Source organism: Shewanella surugensis (assembly GCF_023284005.1).
In the GTDB taxonomy this organism is placed as follows: Bacteria; Pseudomonadota; Gammaproteobacteria; order Enterobacterales; family Shewanellaceae; genus Shewanella; species Shewanella surugensis.
Map to the genome: position 1 here is coordinate 1 of NZ_JAKIKS010000082.1, position 26,693 is coordinate 26,693.

27 protein-coding genes are annotated in these 26,693 nt (G+C 41.7%); 16 read left to right on the forward strand and 11 right to left on the reverse strand.

The window, feature by feature from the left end:
• Nucleotides 1-92: 92 nt before the first annotated feature.
• The 4 genes from L2764_RS17890 to L2764_RS17905 form a co-directional block, all read right to left on the reverse strand.
• Nucleotides 93-2,831 carry a hypothetical protein gene (locus tag L2764_RS17890; protein WP_248941691.1) on the reverse strand — a complete coding sequence of 913 codons (2,739 nt, stop codon included), beginning with the start codon at nucleotides 2,829-2,831 and terminating at the stop codon, nucleotides 93-95.
• Nucleotide 2,832: 1 nt separating this feature from the next.
• Nucleotides 2,833-4,305 carry a hypothetical protein gene (locus L2764_RS17895; protein WP_248941692.1) on the reverse strand — a complete coding sequence of 491 codons (1,473 nt, stop codon included), beginning with the start codon at nucleotides 4,303-4,305 and terminating at the stop codon, nucleotides 2,833-2,835.
• A gap of 372 nt (nucleotides 4,306-4,677) precedes the next feature.
• On the reverse strand, nucleotides 4,678-5,013 hold the full coding sequence (locus L2764_RS17900; protein ID WP_248941693.1) for a hypothetical protein: 336 nt from the start codon (nucleotides 5,011-5,013) through the stop codon (nucleotides 4,678-4,680).
• Between the two features lie 236 nt (nucleotides 5,014-5,249).
• Nucleotides 5,250-6,119: a MaoC/PaaZ C-terminal domain-containing protein gene (locus L2764_RS17905; RefSeq protein ID WP_248941694.1), complete on the reverse strand. Its 870-nt coding sequence runs from the start codon at nucleotides 6,117-6,119 to the stop codon at nucleotides 5,250-5,252.
• Nucleotides 6,120-6,578: 459 nt separating this feature from the next.
• On the opposite strand from L2764_RS17905, the gene ubiE reads away from it, so the two are divergent.
• The 11 genes from ubiE to L2764_RS17960 all read left to right on the forward strand — a co-directional run bounded on the left by ubiE (nucleotide 6,579) and on the right by L2764_RS17960 (nucleotide 16,543).
• The gene (gene ubiE, locus L2764_RS17910) at nucleotides 6,579-7,334 is read left to right on the forward strand and encodes a bifunctional demethylmenaquinone methyltransferase/2-methoxy-6-polyprenyl-1,4-benzoquinol methylase UbiE (protein ID WP_248941695.1); all 756 of its coding nucleotides are present in this window, start codon (nucleotides 6,579-6,581) and stop codon (nucleotides 7,332-7,334) included.
• 53 nt (nucleotides 7,335-7,387) lie between these two features.
• The gene (locus tag L2764_RS17915; protein WP_248941696.1) at nucleotides 7,388-8,011 is read left to right on the forward strand and encodes a ubiquinone biosynthesis accessory factor UbiJ; all 624 of its coding nucleotides are present in this window, start codon (nucleotides 7,388-7,390) and stop codon (nucleotides 8,009-8,011) included.
• Complete coding sequence (gene ubiB, locus L2764_RS17920; protein ID WP_248941697.1) at nucleotides 8,008-9,657, forward strand: ubiquinone biosynthesis regulatory protein kinase UbiB; 1,650 nt, start codon at nucleotides 8,008-8,010, stop codon at nucleotides 9,655-9,657. Before L2764_RS17915 ends, ubiB begins: the two co-directional genes overlap by 4 nt.
• Before the next feature lie 332 nt (nucleotides 9,658-9,989).
• Nucleotides 9,990-10,253: a Sec-independent protein translocase subunit TatA gene (tatA, locus tag L2764_RS17925; protein ID WP_248941698.1), complete on the forward strand. Its 264-nt coding sequence runs from the start codon at nucleotides 9,990-9,992 to the stop codon at nucleotides 10,251-10,253.
• A gap of 3 nt (nucleotides 10,254-10,256) precedes the next feature.
• On the forward strand, nucleotides 10,257-10,772 hold the full coding sequence (gene tatB / locus L2764_RS17930) for a Sec-independent protein translocase protein TatB (protein ID WP_248941699.1): 516 nt from the start codon (nucleotides 10,257-10,259) through the stop codon (nucleotides 10,770-10,772).
• Between the two features lie 10 nt (nucleotides 10,773-10,782).
• The gene (tatC, locus tag L2764_RS17935) at nucleotides 10,783-11,544 is read left to right on the forward strand and encodes a twin-arginine translocase subunit TatC (RefSeq protein ID WP_248941700.1); all 762 of its coding nucleotides are present in this window, start codon (nucleotides 10,783-10,785) and stop codon (nucleotides 11,542-11,544) included.
• A 316-nt stretch (nucleotides 11,545-11,860) separates the two neighbouring features.
• Nucleotides 11,861-12,331, forward strand: a complete 471-nt coding sequence (locus tag L2764_RS17940) for a hypothetical protein (RefSeq protein ID WP_248941701.1) — start codon at nucleotides 11,861-11,863, stop codon at nucleotides 12,329-12,331.
• The gene (locus tag L2764_RS17945) at nucleotides 12,331-13,131 is read left to right on the forward strand and encodes a TatD family hydrolase (protein ID WP_248941702.1); all 801 of its coding nucleotides are present in this window, start codon (nucleotides 12,331-12,333) and stop codon (nucleotides 13,129-13,131) included. Before L2764_RS17940 ends, L2764_RS17945 begins: the two co-directional genes overlap by 1 nt.
• Nucleotides 13,128-15,029, forward strand: coding sequence for a sensor domain-containing diguanylate cyclase (locus tag L2764_RS17950; protein ID WP_248941703.1), 1,902 nt, complete (start codon nucleotides 13,128-13,130; stop codon nucleotides 15,027-15,029). The genes L2764_RS17945 and L2764_RS17950 overlap by 4 nt, the downstream gene beginning before the upstream one ends.
• A gap of 19 nt (nucleotides 15,030-15,048) precedes the next feature.
• Nucleotides 15,049-16,062 carry a porphobilinogen synthase gene (gene hemB, locus L2764_RS17955; RefSeq protein WP_248941704.1) on the forward strand — a complete coding sequence of 338 codons (1,014 nt, stop codon included), beginning with the start codon at nucleotides 15,049-15,051 and terminating at the stop codon, nucleotides 16,060-16,062.
• A gap of 70 nt (nucleotides 16,063-16,132) precedes the next feature.
• Nucleotides 16,133-16,543, forward strand: a complete 411-nt coding sequence (locus L2764_RS17960) for a thioredoxin family protein (RefSeq protein WP_248941705.1) — start codon at nucleotides 16,133-16,135, stop codon at nucleotides 16,541-16,543.
• A 94-nt stretch (nucleotides 16,544-16,637) separates the two neighbouring features.
• Here L2764_RS17960 and L2764_RS17965 read toward each other — a convergent pair whose 3' ends face one another.
• Together L2764_RS17965 and rhlB are read right to left on the reverse strand one after the other, a co-directional pair.
• Nucleotides 16,638-17,552: a Ppx/GppA phosphatase family protein gene (locus L2764_RS17965; RefSeq protein WP_248941706.1), complete on the reverse strand. Its 915-nt coding sequence runs from the start codon at nucleotides 17,550-17,552 to the stop codon at nucleotides 16,638-16,640.
• Nucleotides 17,552-18,874 carry an ATP-dependent RNA helicase RhlB gene (gene rhlB, locus L2764_RS17970; RefSeq protein ID WP_248941707.1) on the reverse strand — a complete coding sequence of 441 codons (1,323 nt, stop codon included), beginning with the start codon at nucleotides 18,872-18,874 and terminating at the stop codon, nucleotides 17,552-17,554. Before rhlB ends, L2764_RS17965 begins: the two co-directional genes overlap by 1 nt.
• A gap of 393 nt (nucleotides 18,875-19,267) precedes the next feature.
• Here rhlB and trxA point away from each other — a divergent pair, with 393 nt between their 5' ends.
• The 5 genes from trxA (at nucleotide 19,268) to fis (ending at nucleotide 23,664) form a co-directional block, all read left to right on the forward strand.
• Nucleotides 19,268-19,594: a thioredoxin TrxA gene (gene trxA / locus L2764_RS17975; RefSeq protein WP_248941708.1), complete on the forward strand. Its 327-nt coding sequence runs from the start codon at nucleotides 19,268-19,270 to the stop codon at nucleotides 19,592-19,594.
• 251 nt (nucleotides 19,595-19,845) lie between these two features.
• Nucleotides 19,846-21,111 (forward strand): transcription termination factor Rho, encoded by a 1,266-nt coding sequence (rho, locus tag L2764_RS17980; RefSeq protein ID WP_248941709.1) that lies wholly within the window; start codon nucleotides 19,846-19,848, stop codon nucleotides 21,109-21,111.
• Nucleotides 21,112-21,343: 232 nt separating this feature from the next.
• A complete protein-coding gene (gene prmA, locus L2764_RS17985) occupies nucleotides 21,344-22,225 on the forward strand; it encodes a 50S ribosomal protein L11 methyltransferase (protein ID WP_248941710.1) in 882 nt (293 codons plus the stop codon).
• A 147-nt stretch (nucleotides 22,226-22,372) separates the two neighbouring features.
• Nucleotides 22,373-23,344 (forward strand): tRNA dihydrouridine synthase DusB, encoded by a 972-nt coding sequence (dusB, locus tag L2764_RS17990; protein ID WP_248941711.1) that lies wholly within the window; start codon nucleotides 22,373-22,375, stop codon nucleotides 23,342-23,344.
• 14 nt (nucleotides 23,345-23,358) lie between these two features.
• Nucleotides 23,359-23,664, forward strand: coding sequence for a DNA-binding transcriptional regulator Fis (fis, locus tag L2764_RS17995; RefSeq protein ID WP_248941712.1), 306 nt, complete (start codon nucleotides 23,359-23,361; stop codon nucleotides 23,662-23,664).
• A gap of 140 nt (nucleotides 23,665-23,804) precedes the next feature.
• Here the strand turns inward: fis and L2764_RS18000 are convergent, their stop codons facing one another.
• The 5 genes from L2764_RS18000 to L2764_RS18020 all read right to left on the reverse strand — a co-directional run bounded on the left by L2764_RS18000 (nucleotide 23,805) and on the right by L2764_RS18020 (nucleotide 26,536).
• Nucleotides 23,805-24,131, reverse strand: coding sequence for a type II toxin-antitoxin system PemK/MazF family toxin (locus L2764_RS18000; RefSeq protein WP_248941713.1), 327 nt, complete (start codon nucleotides 24,129-24,131; stop codon nucleotides 23,805-23,807).
• Nucleotides 24,125-24,397, reverse strand: coding sequence for an AbrB/MazE/SpoVT family DNA-binding domain-containing protein (locus L2764_RS18005; RefSeq protein WP_248941714.1), 273 nt, complete (start codon nucleotides 24,395-24,397; stop codon nucleotides 24,125-24,127). The genes L2764_RS18000 and L2764_RS18005 overlap by 7 nt, the downstream gene beginning before the upstream one ends.
• Nucleotides 24,398-25,404: 1,007 nt before the next feature.
• On the reverse strand, nucleotides 25,405-25,545 hold the full coding sequence (locus L2764_RS18010) for a hypothetical protein (RefSeq protein WP_248941715.1): 141 nt from the start codon (nucleotides 25,543-25,545) through the stop codon (nucleotides 25,405-25,407).
• 23 nt (nucleotides 25,546-25,568) lie between these two features.
• A complete protein-coding gene (locus tag L2764_RS18015) occupies nucleotides 25,569-26,378 on the reverse strand; it encodes a retron system putative HNH endonuclease (RefSeq protein ID WP_248941716.1) in 810 nt (269 codons plus the stop codon).
• Nucleotides 26,378-26,536, reverse strand: a complete 159-nt coding sequence (locus L2764_RS18020; RefSeq protein WP_248941717.1) for a hypothetical protein — start codon at nucleotides 26,534-26,536, stop codon at nucleotides 26,378-26,380. Before L2764_RS18020 ends, L2764_RS18015 begins: the two co-directional genes overlap by 1 nt.
• Between the last annotated feature and the right edge of the window lie 157 nt (nucleotides 26,537-26,693).

Genomic DNA, 26,693 nt, shown 5'->3' on the forward strand with positions numbered 1-26,693 from the left:
GGTTGCTCTCCTGTCTTTTGGTCGAGACTTGAGCCTACCTATACCGCGGTATAGGTGAAACCTATGCGAGTCACCCCGGCAGAGCCGGGGGTTTACCGTTTGTTAATTAAATCAATATTGGCTCTATCACTGCTGCCTTGTGTATTAAACTCAATTGTGGCACTGCCTATTAATGTGCTCACCTGCAGGCGTAATCCGCCATTATCGAGGCCTTTAATCACTCGTGGAGTCGGCCTTAAGCGATAACGACTATGACCATCACCCGCTTGCTGGTAAACAGCTAGGGTGACGGTTTCCCCCGTATTGCGCAGTTGAATGTTAGCCGTGTCTATTCCTTGTAAGCCTAGCCCTTCAAATATAATTTCAGCTTGATTGACTTCAAAATTGGCTGAACTTGCCGCCTCAACAAACTCTGCTTCATGTAAATATGGCACTTGGTGATTAACGGTAATAATTTGCCCCGCTTCGCACACATTATCACTATTACAGGCAGTGACACGATAGCTGACATCACCCGCCTCAAGGCCTGCCACACTGACATTAGGCACAGTAATGGTTGAAATAAGTAGCTGAGTATTGGCACCAACATAAAGGGTTTGCCAAGCTTGGCTAGTATCGGCGTGGCCTAGTTGGCGTTCTACTTTAAAGCTTCTCGCGCCTTTATTGGTATTGAGCCACTCAAGTTGATAAGAGCTATTTTGTGATAACGACAAGTTTGGCGAAAAGCGAGTTAGCCCAGGAACATAGTCAGGCACCTCCAAAGTAACTTGGGCGCACGCGTTGCCAAAGCCTATTGGGCCTGGGCCATTACTGTTTTTCGCTTGGGCGCAATAGCAGTATTGGCCGTTATCCTCATAGTTTTTAATCACTGTGTGACTCGGATTTAGCGTGCTACCTAGACTGTTGCCTTCTTGCTCATTGGTTGGACAAGTTTGATATTTATACCATTCATATTGAGTGGCATTACCTACGGGTGTTGCGGTGAGCGCTATGCGGCCATCTGTATTAGTGCTGCCTGCATTATGACTGACGATGGGTGCCACAATAGGCGGGTGAGTTAAATCAACGGTATAAGTAAAAGGCTGCGACCAAACTGCTACCCCCTCACTATCAATAAGCTTAAATTCAAAAATCGGTTGAGTGATACTTGGTAAGGCATAGTCAAATGCAAATACTGTACTGCTATTCACATCCGTGATGATTTGCTGCTGAACATCATTGACATACAGCACAATACTGCTAATGGCAATATTATCAGCATTCAGTTTGTGATAAGTACCTGAAACATTGGCCATCACACCTGGTACATTGGAGCTGGCTGTGACATCGGGCACGGAGACAGTATAGCTACCAATAATATTTTCAATACTACTCTGATGCACTGCAGGATTAATGCCATCGGATGCTAAAGCATAAAAATCATATTGCGTGATCTCAAAGTCATCAGGGTCTAATAGAAAATTTTTCTCTTCACAAACCGTTTGTTGCGACGCGTTCGGGTCACAGAGCTTGATTTCATTGGGACAGGTTGTTTTACCCTGCCCTTCTTTGACGTAGCACAGCTTAAGGTATTTTAGGTTATCATCGACAGCTGTGGCCGTGAAGTTCACCTTACTGCCTAAGCTAAAGCGTCCCGAGGTCGTAAACGTGACCACAGGCGGCGCATCAACGGTTAAGGTTTTCTTGTCAGATTTAACTGTGCTATGAGGATCAGATGCTACAGCCCATAAGGTATACACACCTGAATTAGTGAAGGTTTTAGTATACTCACAGCTTGCAGTACTGAGATCATCGGATACATAACACTTCTCCCCTTTAGGGGTACTTTTCACTATTTCTTTACACTGGGCTGTAGAATCACTCTCTGAATAACACCATTTGATGCCATTTAACCTTTTGGCCGGATCTACATTGCTATCCTTTGCCTTGGCCGTTAATGTCACACTTTGATCAATGCCAATCGTGGTTTTACTGATTTTAGCCTGAGTAAACTCCGGCACTTTATTAGTTTCAGATACCGTTATGGTGCCACTTTTGCTTGCAGGTAAGTTCATTTTATCGAGGACTTTGGCCATGAAGTCCTTAGTGCCGAGACTAGACGCTTTATTTGGCGGGGTGATTTTATACAGACACTCGTGCTTAAATTCGGTAGTGCTAGCGCAGGGCTGGCGACTCACTTCCCAGTCACTCGGAACGGTTAGTGTTAAATCCCCATCGAGTTTCCCCTCGTTATCTTTAGCTGTGACAGTAACCTCCGCTGTTTCACCCAAATTTACGGAAATAGTTGATGTTGAAAGTTCAACAGAAGGATTTTGATTTTTATAGACATTAACTCGTTTTATAGCGCTTTGAGTAAAGGTCTTTTCCCACATTTTATCCCATTGATCCAATGCACCAATAGTGTAAGAGTAACGATATTGAATAATATAAGAAGAGTGGCTACCTGTTAATAGAGTACTATCTATTTTTATATTACCAGGCCGACTATCTGCTGTTGGGAGATCTTTATAATTCACTCGAGTGCCACTAAGCGTACAGACAGTAACATTTACATAGTGTAACCGAGCATAGCCATTGTCAATTTTAGGATCATCTCGATACTCTAGATAAAGCCTCGCATTCCAAAATTCTTTATACTGACTTGAGTTTTCTAAAATATCAAAGGTTTCACTTGGTGTTTCTCCCATATTATTACATTGTATAGCGAAGACATTTGATGACAATAACAAACAAAAAGCTAAGCCCATTTTAATAGCAACATGGCTTATTAATGTGGTTACGTTCTTGAACAATGAACCCGAGATGGATTGAATTAATGCGTTAAATTCCATGTTAGCGTGCCTCATCCTGAGCTAAAGCTTTAGTCCATTTAATGGCTAATGTGTTATTAGTGTTTGCTGGTGATTGACTATCTGTTATGTCAGTTGTGACTTCCTTTTCACCTGCGATCTTATTGGTCTGCGTTGTTTTGGCCAAAAAATCAAAACCCAAAAATGCTGTCGCTTGTTGCAGTAAAACGCTCACACTCGATTGAGTCGTCGGAATATCAAGGGCGATCACATTATCTAATTGGGTGCGTAAAATGAGGCTATTGTTAACTGTATCAGCCACGGGTGGCGTGAGTATGGCGTCCCCCTCAGCCAAGGGCACTTTGGCGTGATAACGATAGCTGTTTACATTAGACTCGCTATTGAAATCAGTATTAGGATCAATATTAATTTCATATAAATGACCGTTAATATCGAAGCTAAACAGGCGGTCATCGACAATCACCGGCCCTGCAATCATACTGGCTAAGCTATTTTGGCTATTAGGTTGTTCAACAAGACATTGCAAATCGCTACCATCGATATGGATACGGCAGATCTCGCCCGTGCCATTAAGGCTGGACACGCCAAAATATAACTGCCCACTTTGACTGGCATTATCAAGCTGTAATATGGGCTGATTGGCCACCATGCCATTAAGCGTCTGGGTCCAAATCAATTCACCGTTATCACTCACGCGAGACAATTTATTGTCTTGCTGGGGGATAATATTCAAATTATCCCCATTCGTTAATGTTATCGATAACAACGCCCGCTCAATGGGCAGCATGGTCTCATTTTGGTTTAATACTAGCGCTAACAGAGGCTGAGTATAGGTATCTTGCTGCGGCTGAGTTTGAAAGTCGGTCACGATAGCGGCAGGCGACACGGTGAGAGTTTGGGTATAAGTATGTTCAAAACCTGTCGCCGTTAAGGTAAATTCTGTTATTTGACTCACATAAAAATCTTGCTGGTCTTTCTCGGCATAACTAGTGAAACGATGGCCTTGATTACTGGTGATCTTAAGCTCAATTGCTGATGATACCTCCCAAGAAAGACTCACCTGCTGGCCACGTTCTACAGCATGATGGGAACCGCTGAAACGGCTTATCATCAGCTCTCCTTCGACGGTATTATTGACTTCTCGCCAATCGGAGCAACCGTATTGATCGCAAGCACTGACTCTAAATTGTGGGCCATTATCGAGGGAGGTTTGATACTGATTGGTTAAAATATTATCGGATATTAATAGCCATTGACCATCAATCCATTGCTCTAGCTTGAAACGGTTGGCACTGCTGGGGTCCCAAGCCAATAAATAGTCGGACTCTGTTTGTGTCATTGAAAATGAAATAGGCACGGGAGGCTGTCTGTCGATAGGAATAAAAATGGTGATATCACCCACGCCGATAGGGGCATAGGCTTTCTCAAAAGTTTCAGCATAAGCACTGCTGCTCAATAACAAGACAAAATAAGTACAAATCCATTTTTTAGCCATAACAACCACTCTAATATCCATTTAGACAAATTTTAACCAAACGCAATTTACACACTTACAAGCATATTGACAACATTTTACTTAAACTTATTAACAATTAAGCTGTGAGCTATGCCAAAAAAAATTATACGATGGGCTTGTTCTAAGAGGGTTATTTGTCAGCTATGGCTGGGATAGGGTTAATATTATAATCTGTTGATTGACATCTTAACGGGGGATTGACAATTAATTTATGTTAAAAAAAATTTCAAGGCGTGTTAATGACTAAGACTAAATGCTTAAATAAAATACCGCGCATCATGGCTAATAAGATTATTTAAGCCGCTAGCAATATCGTTTTCAGCCCGTTGCCACTTTAATCGCAAAACACCACTAACGATATTTGCGGCGATGCTCGTCGTTATTAATTTCAGGTATAACTGGTGCTTCGGTGACATAAAGGTGATCCATCAGGTGTGATACCAGTAAGACAATAATCGATAGAATCGTGACGGGAATGGCAATGTTTTTATATTCAGGTGCCCAATAGCAAGCTGCTATGGCAAAAGCACCGATATAAAAACCGACCATTTTTAAGCGGCTTAAAATGGGGTTGCGGCCTAACCATGCCTCACAGAGTGGGCATTGGATCTGCGAATTCAGTCCCTTTCCGCGCTGATTTTCAACCTTACTGATCTGAAAGCTTTTATGACAATGGGTACACAACACGGCAGCAGTTCTCTTTAAATAAGTCGATTTCGATTCATACAACAGGACAACAAGCGAGGGAGTATATCAGCTTTGACGTTTAAATTTGACCCGTCTATCCATTGAATGAATCCAAGCCGTAATAAGGCTCATCGAAAGTCTCTTGCCGTGTGCAATTAAAGAAGCCATTAACAATAAAAATAAACCGGTAATTCGAGCGGGCGAGTAATCTCCTCGCCCCGTCTTGCATCGCTTGCTTATTCGATAAAATGAATTTCACCCGAAAGGTGTGGACGACGCCCTTTATGATCTCTTAGTTCAAACACCAAATTATCATCGGTTTTTTCAACATCAAAACTGACTTCTGAAGGCATAAATAACGGTAATTTAAATTCGACCTCCACCTTACAAGCCCGATCGCCTATTTCTGGCATCATTTGTGCGATACAGCGCCCTTTAGACCACATCCCATGAACGAGTCCACGATCAAATCCAAACCGTTTGGAGAAAAACGGATGCAAATGAATAAGATTGTAATCGCCCGATGCCTTGGCATATCGACGTCCAATATCTTCAGGAAGGCTCCAATTAACCGGTTGAGCCCAATTCATGTCATTCGCTTTTGGCGGTCTAACGCGACGTTTAGGCCCTTCCATTCGATATAAATAAGTCGACAATGACTCCCACACGAGCTCACCATTGACACTGGCTTTAGATAAAAAGTCAAACTCCAGCCCCGCTTCAGTCACTTTACTGGTCACGACTGCACATTCAATGTCATAGCGTTCATCAATACCGAGAGAACGATATTGCGTAATGCTATTTTTTAAGTGGATAATGCCTAATAGCGGAAAAGTAATGCCTTCATGGGTAAAAATACTGGCATGTAAACGAAAAGACACCACATAAAGATAGGTTAAAGGTAACGTCTTTCCATCGAACGTAAACCCACACACCTCGGCATAACGCGCCACTTTATTTTTTGATAATGTCACCTGCTCTGTCGCCACCGAAATATAGGGCAGAGGTTGTTCATCCCACCCCGGTTTACGCACGAAAAATATCTTGCAATACAGAGAGAGTAATGAAGGAATACTTTTCAAATCAACACGATATTTTTTAATCAAATCAAGCTAACCTTTAAAATAAACGATCTACGTTGCACATATTCAGCCGCGTACTATACCCCAAAGCTCACTCACAGCCCACCCAAATTCCTTGTTGCTATTATTAAGTAACCTGATTTAGATTCAAATAGCAACACTTTTTCACTACCAGCGCCGTTAAATACCCGATAAAACATTACCAAAGCTTACATTGCAACACAGACTGACTTCTTTTGTTACAGCGTATGAAAAATGATAAGTTGAGAGACAAGACACAATTTCACCTCTCCTATCCACTTATCTATTCAATATTGACTAATATTATGGTGTAATGCGCAGTCAGATTTGAGAAGACCTGTGCAGCACATTGTTTTTCGTTCTTACATCTCCAGCGCTGATTTATTGAAGCATGATCATTCATTAACATTATTTGAGCCCATGCGCACACGTCTTACATTGCCAGCTTATAGGAATGCACACATGCCAGAAGACAGCCAAAAAAGTACTCATTTCGGTTATAAAACTATCGATGCCGATAAAAAAGAAGATATGGTCGCTGGTGTCTTTCACTCTGTCGCAGCCAAATATGACATCATGAACGATGTGATGTCATTTGGCATTCATCGTATCTGGAAACGCTTCACCATTGAAAGCGCTGCGCCCAGAACCGGCATGAAAGTGCTCGATTTAGCCGGTGGCACGGGTGATTTAACCGCTAAATTTTCTCGTATCGTGGGGCCAACGGGCCAAGTCACCCTCGCCGACATTAATGATTCCATGTTAAAAGTCGGTCGTGATAAGCTCAGAGATAAAGGCATTGTGGGTAATGTTAATTATGTGCAAGCCAATGCCGAAGCCCTGCCTTTTCCTGACAATCACTTTGATATCATTACTATTGCCTTCGGTTTACGTAACGTCACCCATAAAGGTGCAGCCATTGCCTCTATGCTACGAGTATTAAAACCGGGGGGAAAATTACTGATCCTTGAATTTTCAAAGCCACAGCATGATGTGATGCGTAAAATCTATGATTTATATAGTTTTAAAATCTTACCTAAGATGGGCAAAATGATCACTAAAGATGCAGATAGCTATGAGTATTTAGCGGAATCTATCCGTATGCATCCGGATCAAGAAACATTAAAACAAATGATGACAGATGCGGGCTTTGAACAAGTGAGTTATACCAATATGACCGATGGCATAGTCGCTTTACATAAAGGCTATAAGTTTTAATTAGTGACAATCTTATTTAGATTGTCACATGGGCTATCACTTGGGCTAATAGTATGAAACGTGAACTCAGCTTGCTACTTTGTGCAGCACTCGAAACAGGCTTAAACCAATTAATCTCTCAATCGCCTGAAGATTACGCTAAATTACGCGATTTACAAAGACAAGTGATTGGGATCCAATTGGCGCAATTATCTTGGCCACTGTATTTTATTTTTTCAGATAACGTATTGGTGTTAAGTCATTATGAAGGCAAGGTCGCGACACAAGTTAATGTCGATCTCACCACTTTATATCAGCTCAGAGAAGGTGCGAACCTGACCGAATTGATCAAACAAGATAAATTGAGCCTTGAAGGCGATTTAAGCCTGCTGCAAACCTTTAGTCAGTTGATTCAAACCCTCGATATCGATTTCGCTGAGCCCCTATCACGCTATTTAGGCGATGCTCCCACACATATGCTTTTCAGTCATTTAAAGCGAACTCGAGATAAAGTCACTGAAATATTTCATCAAACACAGTCTCATGTGGCGCAATTAACCACTGAAGAATATCGTATCGCGCCTCACAAACTCGAATACATACAATTTAGTGATAATGTCGATACCCTCAATCTTGATCTCGAGCAACTATCGCTACGCATAAGCCATCTCAGTCACAAGGTAACCACCACAGCATGAGTATCAGCAGTTTTCGTCGGGCTTACCAAGTCATCAAGACGACACTTCATTTCGGACTCGATGAGCTTCTGCCGACCAAACTCACCCCTTGGTACTTTCGATTCCTCAGACGCTGTTTATTTTGGTTAACCAACCAGCACAAAAACAGTGCCGGTGGCGAACGCTTAAAGCTGGCCATGCAAGAGCTCGGACCGGTTTATATCAAATTTGGCCAAATGTTATCCACCCGGCGTGATTTATTGACCGATGAATGGGCCGAAGAGCTGTCAATGTTACAAGACAGAGTGCCACCTTTTGCAACATCATTAGCCAGAACGGCCATTGAAATAGAGCTTAATGCGCCGATTGACTCTTTATTTGATGATTTTGATGACACCCCGCTCGCGTCAGCCTCTATTTCACAAGTTCATACCGCCACGCTTAAATCAAACGGCAAAGCGGTGGTACTCAAAGTATTGCGCCCCGATGTTGAAGCAAAAGTTCATGCTGACTTGCAACTCATGTCACAGGTCGCCGAACTGCTTGATACCTTGCTTGGCGCAAATAACCGTCTTCGCCCTATTGAAGTCATTGAAGATTATCGTACCACCATTGAAGGTGAGCTAAACCTCAAATTGGAAGCCTTAAATGGCATCAAATTAAGAAATAATTTCCTCGATTCAAGTACCTTATATATTCCTTACATGTATGAAGAACTTTGCTTTACTCGCCTCATTGTCATGGAGCGTATCGATGCGATATCGGTATCGGACATGCATGGCTTACAAGCACAAGGCACTAATTTAAAATTACTGGCAGAGCGAGGGGTCGAACTGTTTTTCACCCAAGTATTTAGAGATAACTTCTTTCATGCCGATATGCATCCTGGCAATATTTTTGTCAGCCGAGAACATCCTGATAACCCAAAGTATATCGGATTAGATTTTGGCATTATGGGGACCCTTACCAATGAAGATAAGCGCTATTTGGCCGAAAATTTCTTAGCCTTTTTTAATCGTGATTATCGCCGTATCGCTCAACTCTATATCGAGTCTGGCTGGGTCTCCCCCGATACTGACATCACTGCTTTTGAGCAAGCGGTCAAAGTGGTTTGTGAACCGATGTTCAATAAAGCCCTCAATGAAATCTCATTTGGTCATGTATTACTAGAACTATTTAGAACCGCCCGACGTTTTGACATGGTGGTACAACCTCAACTGGTATTGCTTGAAAAAACCTTACTGTATGTCGAAGGTTTAGGGCGTCAGTTATATCCCCAGCTTGACCTTTGGCAAACAGCGAAGCCATTCTTAGAAGGTTGGATTGCCGAGCAAGTAGGTCCCAAAGCTCTACTCAAAAAGACCAAAGAAAAATTACCATATTGGGCCGATAAACTCCCTGAATTACCTGAGCTTATTTATGATAATCTTAAGGTTGGACGAAACTTTGTTAATTCTCAAAATAAATTACTCGATCGCTATTTAAAGCAACAACAAAAAGCCCATAAAAGCCATTTTTTACTGATCACAGCCGCAGTATTAATACTCAGTGGCGTCATGTTGTTTAATCAAGGTGTGACAGCTTGGATTTCTCATACCACTATCACGGCTGGTATTGTCACGTGGATTGTTGGCTGGTTTAGCCGACCTAAAAGCGGTAAATTTTAACCTATTTGAGGATCCTTCCCCTTATAATAATATAAAAAATGAACGGTACATGAAACATTGTTTGCTCAAGATTAAGCCCTTGAGCTCATTTTATGGGTTAAACGTATAAAAAACTCAAGCCAGCAGAATCCTGCATCTTCAACAGGTTTGCTTAGCACTTTCACTATGTTACCCCGAAAGAAATACTCTTAGCTCATTTCATTAGCACTCACTCATCCACATCATTGCTCACAAAATTTTAAATGAATGTTAAATCTCATTATGACGGCTACTGCAATCTTTACTTATTCAGGTATAATGGATCTCATATCTATATTTTGAGGCTTCCTGTTATGGGTAACATTAGTATTTGGCAATTGCTGATTATTGCATTAATTGTGGTTTTATTATTTGGCACAAAAAAATTACGCTCACTGGGTGGCGATCTCGGTGGCGCGGTTAAAGGCTTTAAAAATGCCATGACTAGCGAAGAAGAAAAAAAAGCACTTAAAGAAAACACCGCTGAAGACACTGCTAACATCTCAGAAGACACCCTTAACAACACTGAGACGACAGCCAAAAAAACTGAGTCAAAAGATAAAGAGTCGGTGTCATAATTTATGTTCGATAGTATCGGCTTCATGGAATTGCTATTAATTGGCGTTTTGGGCTTAGTGGTACTCGGCCCAGAAAGACTGCCAGTGGCAGTCCGTACCATTTCAGGCTGGATCCGTGCCATGAAAAAAATGGCCAATGCTGTTAAAGATGAGCTAGAGCAAGAACTGAAAATTGATCAACTGCACGCCGATCTCAAAAAAGCGGAACAGCAGGGCTTGAAAGGTCTCGCGCCTGAATTACAAGAATCTGTCGACCACTTAAAGCAAGCAGCTGAATCTGTTAATCGCCCTTATCAAATCGATGAATTAAAGCAAGCAGCTAGATCGGTAAATAGCCCTTATCCAATCGATGATAGCACCGCAACTGATCTCAAAAAAGCTGAGCAACAAGGTTTAAACGATCTCACTACTGAATTACAAGAGTCTGTCGATGATGATCCAACCGATCCTAATCGTGCTGCTACAGCAACCAAAACGGACATTCCTGCTAATAAAAATAGCCAGTTAGACAAATACTGACGGATAGTCCATGCCACATCAACAACAGCCTTTGATTTCACATTTACTTGAACTACGTCAACGTTTATTACATGCTATTGGCAGTGTACTATTGGTTTTTATATGCTTAGCTTATTGGTCTAACGATATTTATCACTATGTTGCTATCCCCTTAATGAACGCGATGCCAGCATCAAGCAGCATGATTGCAACCGATGTTACCGCACCTTTTTTTACCCCTTTTAAACTCACATTAGTCCTATCATTCTTTATCGCCATCCCTTACGTGCTCTACCAAATTTGGTCTTTTGTCGCACCGGGATTGTATAAACATGAAAAACGCTTGGTTGTCCCTTTACTACTCAGTAGTACTTTATTGTTTTATTTAGGGATTGCTTTTGCCTATTACGTCGTTTTTCCTGTTATTTTTGCCTTTTTTACCAGTGTGGCCCCCGAAGGCGTACAAATTGCGACCGATATCAGCAGTTATTTAAACTTCATTCTTAAATTGTTTTTCGCCTTTGGGTTAGCATTTGAAATCCCGATTGCAGTTATTTTATTATGCTGGGCAGGGATAACCACCCCTGATTCATTAAAAAGTAAGCGCCCGTATATTGTCGTGGGTGCCTTTGTTATCGGTATGCTGTTGACGCCACCCGATATCATTTCCCAGACAATGCTCGCCATTCCCATGCTCATTTTATTTGAATTAGGCCTTATTGGCGCACGTTTTTATGCGCCAAAATCGACCGAAGATGAAAATGAAAATCAAGACGATAAAAAAGAGACATAAACCGAGTGCAGGTTAACAATTCCCAAATCCTTGGGGATATCAATTGATATCCCCAACATTCATTCCCCTACTCAAGCATAAAAAGTACCACAGACCTCATTATCTTCTCGCCCTTCGCCTTGACATAAAACCACTCACAAAAAACTAAACAACGGTCCCTTTCTAGTCACTTTGGCATAAGACAATTGCAATTACAGTACCAAATGATATTCTGATCGTGCTAAATTACATTTTTTTTTCTGTTCGTATACAAATCATGAACAGCACATTATAAATAAATATTGATATATAATAATAAGATAAAAGGTCGTTATTCATGCGTAATACAATATTATTAACAAGCCTGTTATTCAGCAGTAGCATTTTCGCCGATGTAGAACATGTATTAATGCAGTGTTCTAGCGTATCCGATAAGCTTGATCGTCTCATTTGTTACGATAAACTTACCGATGCCGTTAAAGCCGGTAAAAATGTGACTTCTGCTCAACTCTCTGCTAAAGATTCCACGCCTAAAATCCTAACGGTTGAAGACAGTTTTGGCCTCAAAGAAAAACCGAAAGACGAGCAAATAGAAAAGATTTATGCCCGTGTCACTAAAGTCGATAAAAATGTCTATGGCGCGTTAAAAATCACTTTTGATAATGGTCAAGTGTGGAAACAAACCGATGCTCGTTACTTTAAAGTCAAAATCGATGAAACCTTATTTATTAAAACAGGTGCACTCGGATCTTTTATGCTAGGACGCGATAATCAAAATACGACTATTAGAGTGAAACGCCTTTACTGATGCCAAAATACATAGATATTGCTGTTAACCTCGTTGGCAGCAGTTTAGAAAAAGACAGCGAACAAATAATACAAACGGCGTTTGAACAGCAAGTCTCTCCCCTTATTGTTATTGGCAGTGATTTAGATGAAAGTGAACAAGCCATCACATTATGTCAAACCTACCCTAAGCAACTTTACTGTACAGCGGGTGTGCATCCTCATCAAGCATCGCAGTGGCACACTGACAGCCTAACGAGACTGACACAATTGGGCTCTTCTGCAAGTGTTGTGGCAATCGGCGAATGTGGATTAGATTATAATCGTGACTTTTCTCCCCGAGATCGGCAACGCCAAGCCTTTGAAGCTCAGCTGGCATTGGCCGCCACACTTAATATGCCGGTACTCATGCATGAACGTGACGCTCATCATGATTTTTTGACCATATTAAAAGAGTATCGCTCTTCTTTGCCTAATGCATTATTGCACTGCTTCACTGGTAATAGAGACAGTCTAGACGCTTATTTAGCACTCGATCTCCATCTCGGTATCACAGGTTGGGTATGTGATGAGCGCAGGGGACAAGAACTGGCTGAATTAGTGGTCGATATTCCTGATGATCGCATTTTAATCGAAACAGACAGTCCGTATTTATTGCCTCGAAATTTAAAGCCTAAACCCAAGTCAGGTAAGAACAAACCGCAATACTTACCTCATATTGCCAATTATATTGCCACACTCAGAGGACAAGATGCCACTCAATTTGCAGAGCAGACCTACCGCAACAGTCGGCATTTTTTTAACTTGGATGCGAAAATATGAGTTGTCGCTTCCGCTTACTGTTTGCTGTGTTTTTTTTTACATTATTAAATCAAACGCCAAGTCAAGCGTCCACTCTATCACTTGCCAATACCGCGGTTAACATTGATCAGCAGACACCAGGACCTCTATCGCTAGCGACTTGGCTTAATTACACCATTAAGCCAACAAGCAACATCATCAATATCAAAAAACTCCCTGATCATGTTTGGCAACATTTACCTGCGACCATGATTAAAAATATTGATACTCAAAAACTGTGGGTGAAATTCAACCTATATAGCAATGATATCGGCAGTATACATCGCATTTTATCATTGGATAACCCCCATTTAGATAAGATCAACCTATACCATTTTAATGAGGGTGAACTGGTTTCTGAGTTATTTATGGGCGATCGATATCCGTTTACACAACGGCCGATTATTAATAATAATTTTGTCTACTCTTTTGATATCAATCCCAATGAGCAACATGCTTTTTACCTAGAAATCGATACCAAAGGTCATGCGAGCATTCCGCTAACCTTATGGTCAGTTGATGATTTTACTCAATACTCAGAGCATCTTTCTTTACTGCATGGTTTTCAATTAGGCGCACTGGCTTCAATCGGGTTATTTAGCCTATTCATCGCGATTACTTCAGGTTCTTTTAGTTACAGTTATTATGCGGGCTATGTGTTTTCTATCACCCTCTTTGTCGCCACGTTATACGGGATTGCCTTTCGATTTATTTGGCCACAATGGCCAATATTACAACAATTCATGGTACCCGTTTTATTACCCTTATCCATGATTTTTGGATTATTATTTACTGAGAAAATACTCCAACTGAAACGCAATAGCCCTCACATGCTGAAACTCTGTCGCTACGGTATTAGCTATGCCGTCATATTGTTACTGTTCAGCCCTTTTCTTCCTTATGAACTGGCCATTGACATCAACATTATTTCTTTACTCGCAAATAGTTCACTATTAATGTTTATGGCAATCATTCAAGGGATTAAAGGCCACAAACTGGCAAAACTTTATACCTTAGGTTGCTCAACTGTACTGATAGGCAGTTTAATTTCAGGATTGATGTATTTAGATATTCTCAGCTTGCCTTTTCAGCCTCAGATCCCTTTCATGTTAGGGTTAAGTTTTGAGATTATTTTTATGGCTGCCGTGCTGGCGATCCGTTATAACGATGAGCGCCAAGAAAAGTTCGATATTCAACAAAAAGCATTAGATCAGGCCGAACAAATTAGGCAAAATAAAGAACAAGCCTTATTAGTCGAAGCAAAGCATAATGAAAAACTAGAGCTCATGGTACAGGAGCGTACGCTTGAATTAGAAATCGCCCTTCGAGAACTGAATCAAGCCAATGCCAAACTGACAGAGCAAACCACCATAGACAGTTTGACTGGGGTAAAAAATCGCAATGCCTTTGATAAACGCTTACTGGCAGAAGTCAAAATTAGCCGCAGGCAACAAAGTCCCTTAGCCATACTCATGCTTGATATTGATCGATTTAAATCGATTAATGACAGTTTTGGCCACTTAGCGGGCGATCATGCACTGAGGCTTATCGCCAATGCTCTCTCGGTCAATTTAAAACGACCAATGGATCTTGTATCACGTTTTGGAGGAGAAGAATTTGCTATTATTCTCCCCGATACCAACGAGAGCGGCGCAATAAACGTCGCAGAATCGATCCGTCAAAGCATCAGTGAACTCAATATTTACTGGGATACTAGACTGATCAAATTGACTATTAGTATTGGCGTAAGTTGTCAAATAATCAATAAAGAGGCCGATACCCCCTCTTTATTAGATCAAGCAGACAAGGCGCTTTATCGCGCCAAAAATGAAGGACGTAATCAAGTACAAATGTACTCCCCGGATCTCATTCTATTATAAATACAGTTTGGAGTTAATTGTGAATCTGATGACCAGTGCCTATCCTCAGCGCAGAATGCGCCGTATGCGAAAGCATGAATTTAGTCGCCGCCTAATGGCCGAAAACACCCTCAGCGTCAATGATCTTATTTATCCTATGTTTATCCTAGAAGGCGAAAATCGCACTGAAAAAATCGCCTCAATGCCTGGAATTGAACGTTTATCTATTGATTTACTCATCAAAGAGGCTGCAGAGCTAGTTGAATTAGGCATCCCTTTAATCGCCTTATTCCCAGTGACACCCAGTGAGAAAAAAAGCTTAATGGCAGAAGAGGCTTATAATGACAATGCCCTCGTACAAAGAGCGGTGCGTGAATTAAAAGCTGTTTTTCCCGAATTAGGCGTCATGACTGATGTGGCATTAGATCCTTTTACCACTCATGGCCAAGATGGCATTATTGATGACAGCGGCTATATCCTCAACGACATCACCACCGATATCTTAGTGAAACAGGCCTTATCTCATGCAAGAGCGGGCGCCGATATGGTCGCCCCCTCTGATATGATGGATGGTCGCATTGGTGCTATTCGTGAGGCGCTAGAAGCCGAAGGGTTTGTCAATACGCAGATTATGGCCTATTCGGCTAAATTCTCTTCGAGTTATTATGGCCCGTTTCGTGATGCCGTAGGCTCTGCTGGAAATTTAAAAGGCGGCAATAAACACAGTTACCAAATGGATCCCGCCAATAGTGATGAGGCAATACATGAAGTCGCACTTGATATCCAAGAAGGTGCCGACATGGTAATGGTCAAACCGGGTATGCCCTATTTAGACATCGTCAGACGGGTCAAAAATGAACTCGCTGTCCCAACCTTTGCTTATCAAGTCAGTGGTGAATATGCCATGCACATGGCGGCTATTCAAAATGGTTGGTTAGCCGAAAAAACCACCATTATGGAATCCTTATTATGCTTTAAACGTGCGGGAGCCGATGGTATTTTAACTTACTTTGCTAAACAAGTGGCCCAATGGCTAAAAGCAGATAAAACCTAATTCTTCACCTCATATCTATCGCGATATTCTCTCTTTGATAATATCGCCTTTTATTATAAGAGACAGCCTTATGATATTAACTGGAAAATTACAGCCTGATACGTTAAAAGAACTCAACGAATTCAAACCTTTTTATAGTGAGTATCAAACAGACAACACGATCCTTGAGCCCATGCGCAAGCTCAGTCAGGCCGTAAACATTATTGTGATAATCGGCACTTGGTGCTCTGATTGTCACCGTGAAGTTGCCCGCTTCATTCGCATTATCGAAACACTGAAGTTAAACAACAAGCACAATATTCACGTGACTTATCTTGGCGTCGATCGTCTTAAACAGGATCCAGAAAAACGAGCTCAGCACTATACTTTTACCCAGATCCCTACGTTTATTATTAAGCAAGACGGGCAAGAACTTGGCCGAATAGTAGAATCACCTACCGACTCCTTAGAAGTAGACTTAGTGAATATGTTAAACCGATAAAGGAAGTCGTAAGGGGGTGATGATTTGAAAGTAGAAAGCAATAAATTGATTGGCCTCCATCAATTGAGGCCGATCACGACTCACGCTGCAGCGTTCAACCCACTTTAGCCGCCAATTGCTCGAGTACGCCTTCTCTTAACGCACCACCTGACAAGGTTAATGCTTTAATGTCTAATAACTCAAATAACGCCAACAAAATCGCGACTCCAGAGACAAAAGTCGGTGCCCGCTCCATCTTAAGCCCTATTATCGAAATCACATTCTCATGCCCAAGTTGGATTATATCTTGCTGCAATAGAGTCAGTACATCATGGGTGATAACTTGCGGTTGTGTTCTCGACGCTAATAATTCCATCACCGCTTGAACACTCCCCGATGCGCCTAATGTCGAACGCCAACCTAAATCGAGTAATGGCTGACGCACCTCTTTTAACACGGCTTCAACTTGATTTTTCACTTTAAAAAAATCTGATTTAGTGAAGGGCAAGTGAGTGAAGAACTGCTGATTAAAAGTGACACACCCTATCGGCAAGCTGGTTTTCAACAATAAATGATGACTTTCCCCGATAATAAACTCGGTACTGGCCCCGCCAATATCGATGACCAAACGCCTCTCATCCCCTTGCGTTGTCGCCACCATGCCTTGATAAATCAGCTCGGCTTCTTCTTCGCCTGAGATAATGTCAATCGGATAAGGAAGCACTCTTAATGCTTGGCGACGGAATTCCTGGGCATTCGCTATTCTTCTCAAGGTTGCCGTAGCAATCACCATTACATGCTCTGACGCAATAGCGGCTTTTTCAATTTCACTGGCAAACATCGCAAGGCAATCTATGCCTCGCATCATTGCCTCATGACTTAAATGATCTTTATCTCCAACCCCTTCTGCTAACCTGACTTTACGCTTAAATTTCGCGATGATGCAAGGTTGGCCATTAACCGTTCTGGCAACCAACATATTAAAACTGTTGGACCCTAAAGTAATGGCAGCATAAAGAGGCGATGTCATTATGAATGCCTACGCGTCCGATCATGACGAGAACGCGTGCCACTATTGTGAGCACCATGAGGTTTACCACCGGTACGATCACGCTGATTGCGCTGATTGCGCGAATGCGTACTTGGTTTACGATGAATGCGAACTGGTGGAGGAATATCGTCTAACAGCGCACTACTATCATAAGAGCTCACAGGAACCGAATGATTAATATAACTTTCAATGGCCGGCAAATTCAGCGCATATTCTTCACAGGCAAAGCTCACTGATACGCCTTTTTGTCCTGCTCGGCCCGTTCGGCCAATTCTGTGGACATAATCTTCACAATCATCAGGCAGATCATAATTATAAACATGGGATACGTCTGAGATATGTAAGCCACGAGCAGCTACATCGGTGGCCACTAATATATCGATGTCACCATTAGTGAACTGCTCTAATATCCGTAAACGTTTCTTTTGTGGCACATCACCCGTTAACAAGCCTGCTCGATGGCCGTCACCCGCAAGCCATGACCACACTTTCTCACAGCTATGTTTGGTGTTTGAAAAGACAATGGCTTTTTCAGGCCAGTCTTCCTCAATTAAAGACAATAACAAAGACATCTTTTCATCCATTGAAGGATAAAAAATTTCTTCTTTAACATTTTTAGAGGTTTTTTCATTCGGCGCAATTTCAACTTTTTCAGGCTCGTTCATGTGATCATAAGCCAGTTCTTGCACTTTCATCGACAATGTAGCTGAAAACAACATATTGAGGCGAGACTTTGCATCCGGCATACGCCTGAATAAAAAGCGTATATCTTTAATAAAGCCCAAATCGAACATACGATCGGCTTCATCCAGTACCACAGCTTGGATGTTACTGACATTAATGACACCCTGACGGACATAATCAATAATACGTCCCGTGGTGCCAATCAAGATATCGATGCCTTTATCTAAGACTTTTCGTTGTGCATCGTAGCCTTCACCGCCATACACAATGCCCACTTTAAGACCTGTTTCTTGAGCTAACGTACGGGCATCTTTAGCTATTTGAATAGCCAGCTCCCGTGTTGGAGCCATAATAATCGCTCGAGGCTGATTAATTTGACGCTCACTGGGAATAGGTGTAGTCAATAGATGATTAAAGGTCGCGACTAGAAACGCTAAGGTTTTGCCTGTTCCGGTCTGGGCTTGGCCCGCAATATCTTTTTTCTGTAACAAAATCGGTAATGACAAGGCTTGAATTGGCGTGCAATATTCAAAACCAGCTTTACTAAGCGCCTGATTAACTTTTGGTTGTAAAGGTAAATCGGCAAACTTTTGTGTTGATAAATGTGTTTCGCTCATAGCGCAGGCTTACCTGTAGGGTTGCAATAAGAAACTCAATCGTTTGAAATAGCGATAGAATACTTATCACACTAAAATAGGTGCACACTCAAAGAAATCAGAGGGAGAGCCTATTTCAGTGATATACTGAGTGGTGACTCTCAAAAAATATGCATTTCTTTGAGGGCTGGTTTAAAACGCTTTTACGTACTTTTACGTATAATTAGATAGACGCTATTGACGCAGGTTCACTATAGCCTGTCAATCACCGACTTGTCTAAGAGCGTTTTCTCATTTCCAGTGGTGTAACTTAATTTAATGCGTAAGTTTAAACTTGAAAAGCCATTTTAATGGCCCAATATACAGGTTAAGCCATTAACAAACCAGCAATGGCAACCAAACCGGAGAATAAGAATGAGCGACAAGATAGTACACCTCAGTGATGACAGCTTTGAAAATGACGTAATCAAGTCTGATTTACCCGTATTGGTAGACTTTTGGGCTGAATGGTGTGGTCCTTGTAAAATGATTGCGCCCATTCTAGATGATGTTTCACAAGAATATGAAGGTAAAGTCACCGTCGCGAAACTAAATGTTGACCAACATTCAGTCTCTCCAGCTAAGTATGGCGTACGCGGTATTCCAACTTTACTGTTATTTAAAAACGGTGAATTAGCCGCCACCAAAGTCGGTGCACTGTCTAAAACGCAATTGAAAGAGTTTATCGACGCACAAATATAAGTACAAATGTGAATACAAAAACTATTAAATCAATAGATTAAATAGTATATAAAATGTCCCTTCGGCACATATTTCATAAAAAATGTGCCGAATGGGCTTAAATCTCTAGACGTCCATTAAAGTTAGTGCTACTTTAATGACCAGACTCTTTCTAAACTAACCCCTTCTAGCTATTCGATTGATATTCTTTTTATTGCCTTATTTATTGATCACTTATAGCGTCGTCACGCAAAACACAAGACCCATCTAAGATGAATTTATCAGAATTAAAAAACACACCGATTGCAGATTTAGTTACACTCGCACAAGAAATGAAAATAGAAAATATGGCCCGCGCTCGCAAGCAGGACATTATTTTCTCAATTCTTAAAGCCCACGCTCAAAGCGGTGAAGATATTTTTGGAGGCGGTGTCTTAGAGATCCTTCAAGATGGTTTTGGCTTCTTACGCAGTTCAGATGGTTCTTATTTAGCGGGACCTGATGACATTTATGTCTCACCGAGCCAAATTCGCCGTTTCAACATGCGCACGGGTGATAGTATTTTTGGTAAAATCCGCCCACCCAAAGAAGGTGAGCGTTATTTTGCCCTATTAAAAGTGGCAGAAGTTAACTTCGATAAACCTGAAAACTCTCGCACAAAAATCTTATTTGAAAACTTAACGCCATTACATGCAGAAGAACGTATTCGTATGGAACGTGGTAATGGTTCAACAGAAGATATTACCGCGCGCATTTTGGATTTATGTTCACCCATTGGTAAAGGACAACGTGGTTTGATCGTTGCACCGCCAAAAGCGGGTAAAACATTATTATTGCAAAATATTGCGCAAAGCATCAGCTACAACAATCCTGATGTGGTACTCATGGTATTACTGATCGATGAGCGCCCTGAAGAAGTCACCGAGATGCAACGCTTGGTTAAAGGTGAAGTTATCGCCTCGACTTTCGATGAGCCAGCGAGTCGTCACGTACAAGTTGCCGAAATGGTCATTGAAAAAGCCAAACGTTTAGTTGAGCATAAAAAAGATGTGGTTATTCTGCTTGACTCGATTACTCGTTTAGCTCGTGCTTATAACACGGTTATCCCATCATCAGGTAAGGTACTTACAGGGGGTGTTGATGCCAACGCATTACATCGTCCTAAGCGCTTCTTTGGTGCCGCCCGTAACATCGAGTTTGGTGGCAGTTTAACCATTATCGCAACCGCTCTGGTTGATACAGGCTCTAAGATGGATGAAGTCATCTACGAAGAGTTTAAAGGCACGGGTAACCAAGAGCTTCACTTGTCTCGTAAAGCCGCTGAAAAACGCGTTTTCCCTGCCATTGACTTTAACCGCTCAGGCACTCGTCGTGAAGAGAAGTTAACCACTTCTGATGAGCTACAAAAAATGTGGATCTTGCGTAAAATCCTTCACCCGATGGATGAAGTCAGCGCCATGGAGTTTTTAATTGATAAGCTTGCCATGACCAAAACCAATGATGAGTTCTTTACCGCAATGAAACGCGCTAAGAGCTAAATCATACCGTATTCGATTGGCTTAAGTATTCAATCAATCAAAACAATGAAAGCCGCAGCTATTGCGGCTTTTTTATGGACGCTATCCGCCAACGCCTGCTCATATCACTCCCATTTAATCCTCCATTTCCTAATCCGTTGAAGAGGCTTCTTCACAGGTTTAGCTTCAGAAACTAGCATCTTCAGACCACTTGGGTATACTGGCGCGATTATTTGCCTAGACAGAGATTAACATGCCCTGGATCCAGCTAAGACTTGATACCGACAATGCCCATGCTGATGCCATCAGCGATCAGCTAATGGAAGAGGGTTCCCTCTCTATTACCCTTGAAGATGGTCAAGACACGCCTATTTATGAGCCAACCTTAGGTGAAACACCGCTATGGGCTCATACCGTCATTGTTGCCCTTTTCGAAGCCGATCACGATCTCATCCCTGTGGTCGATAGACTCAAGGCATTGCCTTTTGTTGGAGACTCTCTGTCGTATAAAATTGAACAAGTCGAAGATAAAGATTGGGAACGGGAATGGATGGATAACTTTCACCCAATTAAATTTGGCGAGCGGTTATGGATCTGCCCAAGTTGGCGCGAGATCCCCGATCCTACTGCGGTGAATGTCATTTTAGATCCGGGTCTCGCTTTCGGTACCGGTACTCACCCGACCACGGCATTGTGTTTAGAATGGTTAGACGGATTAGACTTTACTGATAAAAAAGTGATCGATTTTGGTTGCGGATCAGGTATTCTGGCCGTCGCGGCTCTCAAATTGGGCGCACAATATGTCAGCGGTATCGACATCGATTATCAAGCCATTGAAGCCTCAAAAGCCAACGCCGAACGCAATCAAGTACAAGATAAATTAGCGCTGTATTTACCCGAAGACCAACCTGATGATTTACTCGCCGATATTCTGGTGGCCAACATTTTAGCGGGCCCATTAAGAGCATTAGCCCCCTTAATTGCAGAAAAAGTCACTCCCGGTGGACAATTAGCATTATCAGGTCTGTTAAAAGAACAAGCTCTTGAGTTGTCTGAATTTTATTCAAAGTGGTTTATTATGGATGAGCCTGCTCATAAAGACGACTGGAGCCGCTTGACAGGCATACGTAAATAGCACAGACACAGGCATTTTATTATCGACTTATTTCTAACTCAACAAAAGTCAAGAAAAAAAGTTTCTCTCAGGTCATTTATTGACCTTTTCATGGACGCAAAAAAGACGTATTATAGCGCCCCTTTGAAGCGCAAGGTGTGTTGATAAATGCAAGTTGGTCCGTATCAACTGAACAATCAGCTGATCGTCGCCCCAATGGCAGGTGTCACAGATCAAGCTTTTAGAAATCTTTGCCTTCGTTATGGCGCAGCCATGGCGGTGTCGGAGATGCTTTCATCAAATCCCGATGTTTGGGATACCGATAAAAGCCGAATTAGAATGGCACATGCTGGTGAGGAAGGGATCCGCAGCGTTCAAATTGCGGGAGCCTGTCCTGAATTAATGGCCAATGCAGCCAGAGTGAATGTAAAGCAAGGCGCTCAGATCATTGATATCAATATGGGCTGCCCGGCAAAGAAAGTAAATAAAAAGTTAGCAGGCTCTGCACTATTGCAAAACCCGGCCTTAGTAAAGCTCATTTTACAAGCCGTGATTGCAGCCGTTGATGTACCTGTTACCTTAAAAATTAGAACGGGATGGGTCCCAGAGCACAGGAATGGCGTTCAGATAGCCCAGATTGCACAAGATTGTGGTATTGCTGCGTTAGCCGTTCACGGTCGAACACGGCAATGCATGTATAAGGGTCATGCCGAATACGACACGATTAAGGCAATTAAAAAAAATGTCTCTATTCCCGTCATAGCAAACGGAGACATCACTACCCCAGAACAAGCACAATTTGTGCTAGAACATACGGGTGCTGATGCTCTTATGATAGGCCGAGGAGCACAAGGAAAGCCTTGGATATTTAGAGAAATCCAACATTACTTGGCAACAGGTAAGCATTTAGCGGCTATTGAGATGGATGAAAAGCGTCAAGTGATGCTGGAACATCTCGAGAAGTTATATGCATTGTATGGCGAATATAAGGGGATCCGTTTCGCCAGAAAACATGTTGGATGGTATTTACACCAAGAACCCCAGCGCACGTTCAGGAGCGAGTTTAATCGTCTTGAGACTGTTGCAGAACAATGTTCCATGTTGGAACGCTATTTTGATGAATTTGTACCACATAAATAAAGAGCAGAATACGAATGTTTGATCAGACAACTCACACAGAAGTTCACCCGCTAACCGTCGGTAAAATCGAAACCGCTAGTGGCGCTATTAAGCCACAATTATTACGCGATGCGGTTAAGCGTGCTGTCACTAATTTTTTCGCTCAAATGGACGGACAAGAAGCCGAAGAAGTCTATGAAATGGTGTTATGCGAAGTGGAAGCGCCTCTTTTAGACATTATCATGCAGCACACTCGTGGTAATCAGACTCGTGCAGCCAACATGCTAGGCATTAACCGTGGTACGCTACGTAAGAAATTAAAAAAATACGGAATGAACTAAACCCTTGCCACTCTTAATTGAGTGACGAGTTTCAGTGAATGTAAGCCTCAGTTCGCTATCCTCGGTGCTATATTAGTCGTGGGATAACACATCACTGGCGGATATTTTAAAAAAGGCTGAGCAGCAATGTTCGGCCTTTTTTATATAAAAAATTCGGTTAAAATTGAATAAACAGAATCTTGTTCTTTTTTAATCAGTTTGCCGTAAGTTTTCGTGATCCGAGATTTATCCACTGCCCGCATTTGATCTAATGCCAGTTCACTTTGGGTATTGGGTCCGGTGATCAAGGGTCTAAATTTCCAGCCTCGTCGGGTTGACGTTAATGGGGCGATGATAATGGTTTGCAGTGCCACATTCATATCATCGGGCGATATCACCACGCAAGGACGAAACTTTTGACATTCAGCGCCTATGGTTGGGTCCAAGTTAATGCCAACCACATCATATCGTTTATATTTTTTTACCATTGGTCGCCATGATCCCAGTCATCCAAACTGTGATTTTGGATCGCATCAAAATCATTTTCCATGGTATTGGCTTCATTTTTAACTGAAATAGGACAAATATCATTAAACCAATCTTCACGCGGCGGGGTCACTTTTTCAAATGACATTCCTGTGCTCGTGATCTTCATGGACATTTCCTCCCCAATCGCAAGATTAAGCTGCTTGAGTACATCTGCAGGGATCCTAATCGCAGCAGAATTACCGCTTTTTTTAATTTGTATTTTCATCTTAAACCTGCCTCATTCCATTCATAACACCCTTCGCATGTATTACATTGTATTACTCTCGGTCGGTCTGTGCAAGTTTTAGGCTGTAATGATGAGGCGGCTTTGATGCGTGCCAGTAACCCTCGATTTTTTATCTAAATTGAGTCGGGCCGAATGATTATGAGTATTGATTAAGTGTGTTTGGATTACATTGCTGCAATTATCTTTATTGCTGCCGCAGGCTAAGATCGTGGATTCCCATCCACACTAGGGTAAAGAGAACTGCTCGTCCTTGGCTCAACTAAGGCTATTTTCGACATCCTGTCTTAATCACACTATTTTTTATCAAAAAGTTAAAGTTACTCCGATGGGGATTAAAAGATAAAAGAACAAGCAAAAGCAGTGTATTGATTCGAAATGATCGCTTTTGATTCTCTATTGTAAGTAACCGTTATCCATTAGGCGACGGCTTTGTTCGCTGTTGATTGCTTCGCTTTCGGCTTTTTAACAGTTTTCTTTACTGATTTATTTTTAGTCAAGAGCGCATCACGTTCGGCTATGATCTGTGCCAGTAAGACTCAATTTTTTGTATAAATTGAGTCGGGCCGAATGATTATGGGTATTGATTAAGTGTGTTTGGATTTTATTGCAGTAATTATCTTTATTGCTGCCGCAGGCTAAGATCGTGGATTCACATCCACACTGGGGTAAAGAGGACTGCTCGTCCTTATCCTCTTTACAATCTCCATAACGCCCGACGGAGTATAGTCACTTCAATTTTCGATGAACAAAAATATTTATCGCCTCATATTCGCCGTCCTTGGCTCAACTAAGGCTATTTTCGACATCCTGTCTTAATCACACTATTTTTTATCGAAAAGTTAAAGTTACTCCGATGGGGATTGAAAGAAAAAAGCAAAAGCAGTGGCTTGCTTCGATTTAATCTGTTGGATTGTTATTCTGGCAAATAAATAGCCTTATCACAGCCCTATAAGGCTTGGTTAGCCACAAGCACTGAAAAATTAACCTTAATCTAGTTTAGCTCTGCGGTGTTCGTCAAGATAGTGTTTCACCAAGGCGCTGATTGAGGCTTGCTCACCTTTTCCTTGTTCAACGTAATAATCTAAATCAAATAGCGGTTCATATTGGCTGGCGGTGATTTTTGTCATAGTTTTTCCCTTTCCAAAAACATTTAATCCAATTGAAGAATGTCTTTTACAGCCTGAAGATCACGATGAGCTCGCAAATAAACAACTGCAGAGCGGGATAACTTCTCCGTATCTCTCACCATACGTCTTAAAGCAAGCTTTGCTTCTTTTTCTCTGTTATTTTCTCTAAGATTTCTAACATGCCTTTCAACTTCTAATCTAATCTGGTTTCTAGCACGAGTAATTCTAGTCTCATTTAGATGGAAAATATCAATAGAATTTTCTACTTTACGTACTTGTTCTGTGTTGGAGTCAGGTTTTGCCTCCGGCAATCCATCGTTATCAAACCAAAGCAATTTTTCATCATCTGGATCAAATGGATCAAGAAAATCTGGACATTCTTGCTCCAACAGCTCATCGTCTTCTGGTTTATACGCTCGTGTTGCGGGTTTTTTTAGTGGAAATTTGCATGCTTTACCACCTTGAGTTTCATCAAAATTTCGACGGCTGTTACAAAAAGTACAAGCACACCGATAGTTATCCCAGTCAAAAGCAAGCCACCAATAACCATCATGATTTTGATCTTCTTCTACTTTATTTTTTGGACGAAAATGATCAATAGGCATATCAGCTCTGATATCTTCAGCTTCGCAATACCAACACTTTCTTTTAAGACTGTTGGGTAAGAGTGTATAGAAGTTACGCCATACGTCAGAAGAGGCGCGTTGTTTTAAGATGTTCTTTCTTTCTGTAGCATTTGAGGCAGCAAGCAAACTGTCTTTAGCTTGATTGGCTGTATCACGCCATGCTCGGCTTAGACATTCTTCGATTTCATCTTTGCAAATCCAGCGCATTAAATATTATCCTCCTGAACTTGATGATATCTGTCACGAAGAAAATCTAAGTAATCAGGATCATCAGAGGATAAATTAAAGCCTAAGGTATCTAGATCTGCATTCAGCCTTTTAAGCTGTTCAGGCTCACTTTCCTGAGAGTATCCGGCCTCTCGCACTATTTTCTCCTCTGATAATTCATCTTTTGCTGCCAGTGAATTACGTACGTAACCGTCCGAGCAAGTACATCTTCAACCGTGTTCATCGATCCCTTATGTTAACCCCTGACTATGATATCAGGAGTTAATATGACTAAGCGTTCTCATGAAGAGTGGG

What these genes read in the sequence shown, in the direction of transcription:
- dusB (WP_248941711.1), top strand. Translation starts at nt 22,373, where the DNA reads ATGCAAGTTGGTCCGTATCAACTGAACAATCAGCTGATCGTCGCCCCA.
- L2764_RS18005 (WP_248941714.1), bottom strand. Translation starts at nt 24,397, where the DNA reads ATGAAAATACAAATTAAAAAAAGCGGTAATTCTGCTGCGATTAGGATC.
- ubiE (WP_248941695.1), top strand. Translation starts at nt 6,579, where the DNA reads ATGCCAGAAGACAGCCAAAAAAGTACTCATTTCGGTTATAAAACTATC.
- ubiB (WP_248941697.1), top strand. Translation starts at nt 8,008, where the DNA reads ATGAGTATCAGCAGTTTTCGTCGGGCTTACCAAGTCATCAAGACGACA.
- L2764_RS17950 (WP_248941703.1), top strand. Translation starts at nt 13,128, where the DNA reads ATGAGTTGTCGCTTCCGCTTACTGTTTGCTGTGTTTTTTTTTACATTA.
- prmA (WP_248941710.1), top strand. Translation starts at nt 21,344, where the DNA reads ATGCCCTGGATCCAGCTAAGACTTGATACCGACAATGCCCATGCTGAT.
- tatC (WP_248941700.1), top strand. Translation starts at nt 10,783, where the DNA reads ATGCCACATCAACAACAGCCTTTGATTTCACATTTACTTGAACTACGT.
- L2764_RS18015 (WP_248941716.1), bottom strand. Translation starts at nt 26,378, where the DNA reads ATGCGCTGGATTTGCAAAGATGAAATCGAAGAATGTCTAAGCCGAGCA.
- L2764_RS17890 (WP_248941691.1), bottom strand. Translation starts at nt 2,831, where the DNA reads ATGGAATTTAACGCATTAATTCAATCCATCTCGGGTTCATTGTTCAAG.
- tatB (WP_248941699.1), top strand. Translation starts at nt 10,257, where the DNA reads ATGTTCGATAGTATCGGCTTCATGGAATTGCTATTAATTGGCGTTTTG.
- L2764_RS17965 (WP_248941706.1), bottom strand. Translation starts at nt 17,552, where the DNA reads ATGACATCGCCTCTTTATGCTGCCATTACTTTAGGGTCCAACAGTTTT.
- rhlB (WP_248941707.1), bottom strand. Translation starts at nt 18,874, where the DNA reads ATGAGCGAAACACATTTATCAACACAAAAGTTTGCCGATTTACCTTTA.
- tatA (WP_248941698.1), top strand. Translation starts at nt 9,990, where the DNA reads ATGGGTAACATTAGTATTTGGCAATTGCTGATTATTGCATTAATTGTG.
- L2764_RS18000 (WP_248941713.1), bottom strand. Translation starts at nt 24,131, where the DNA reads ATGGTAAAAAAATATAAACGATATGATGTGGTTGGCATTAACTTGGAC.
- trxA (WP_248941708.1), top strand. Translation starts at nt 19,268, where the DNA reads ATGAGCGACAAGATAGTACACCTCAGTGATGACAGCTTTGAAAATGAC.
- L2764_RS17945 (WP_248941702.1), top strand. Translation starts at nt 12,331, where the DNA reads ATGCCAAAATACATAGATATTGCTGTTAACCTCGTTGGCAGCAGTTTA.
- L2764_RS17940 (WP_248941701.1), top strand. Translation starts at nt 11,861, where the DNA reads ATGCGTAATACAATATTATTAACAAGCCTGTTATTCAGCAGTAGCATT.
- L2764_RS18010 (WP_248941715.1), bottom strand. Translation starts at nt 25,545, where the DNA reads ATGACAAAAATCACCGCCAGCCAATATGAACCGCTATTTGATTTAGAT.
- L2764_RS17960 (WP_248941705.1), top strand. Translation starts at nt 16,133, where the DNA reads ATGATATTAACTGGAAAATTACAGCCTGATACGTTAAAAGAACTCAAC.
- fis (WP_248941712.1), top strand. Translation starts at nt 23,359, where the DNA reads ATGTTTGATCAGACAACTCACACAGAAGTTCACCCGCTAACCGTCGGT.
- rho (WP_248941709.1), top strand. Translation starts at nt 19,846, where the DNA reads ATGAATTTATCAGAATTAAAAAACACACCGATTGCAGATTTAGTTACA.
- L2764_RS17915 (WP_248941696.1), top strand. Translation starts at nt 7,388, where the DNA reads ATGAAACGTGAACTCAGCTTGCTACTTTGTGCAGCACTCGAAACAGGC.
- L2764_RS17895 (WP_248941692.1), bottom strand. Translation starts at nt 4,305, where the DNA reads ATGGCTAAAAAATGGATTTGTACTTATTTTGTCTTGTTATTGAGCAGC.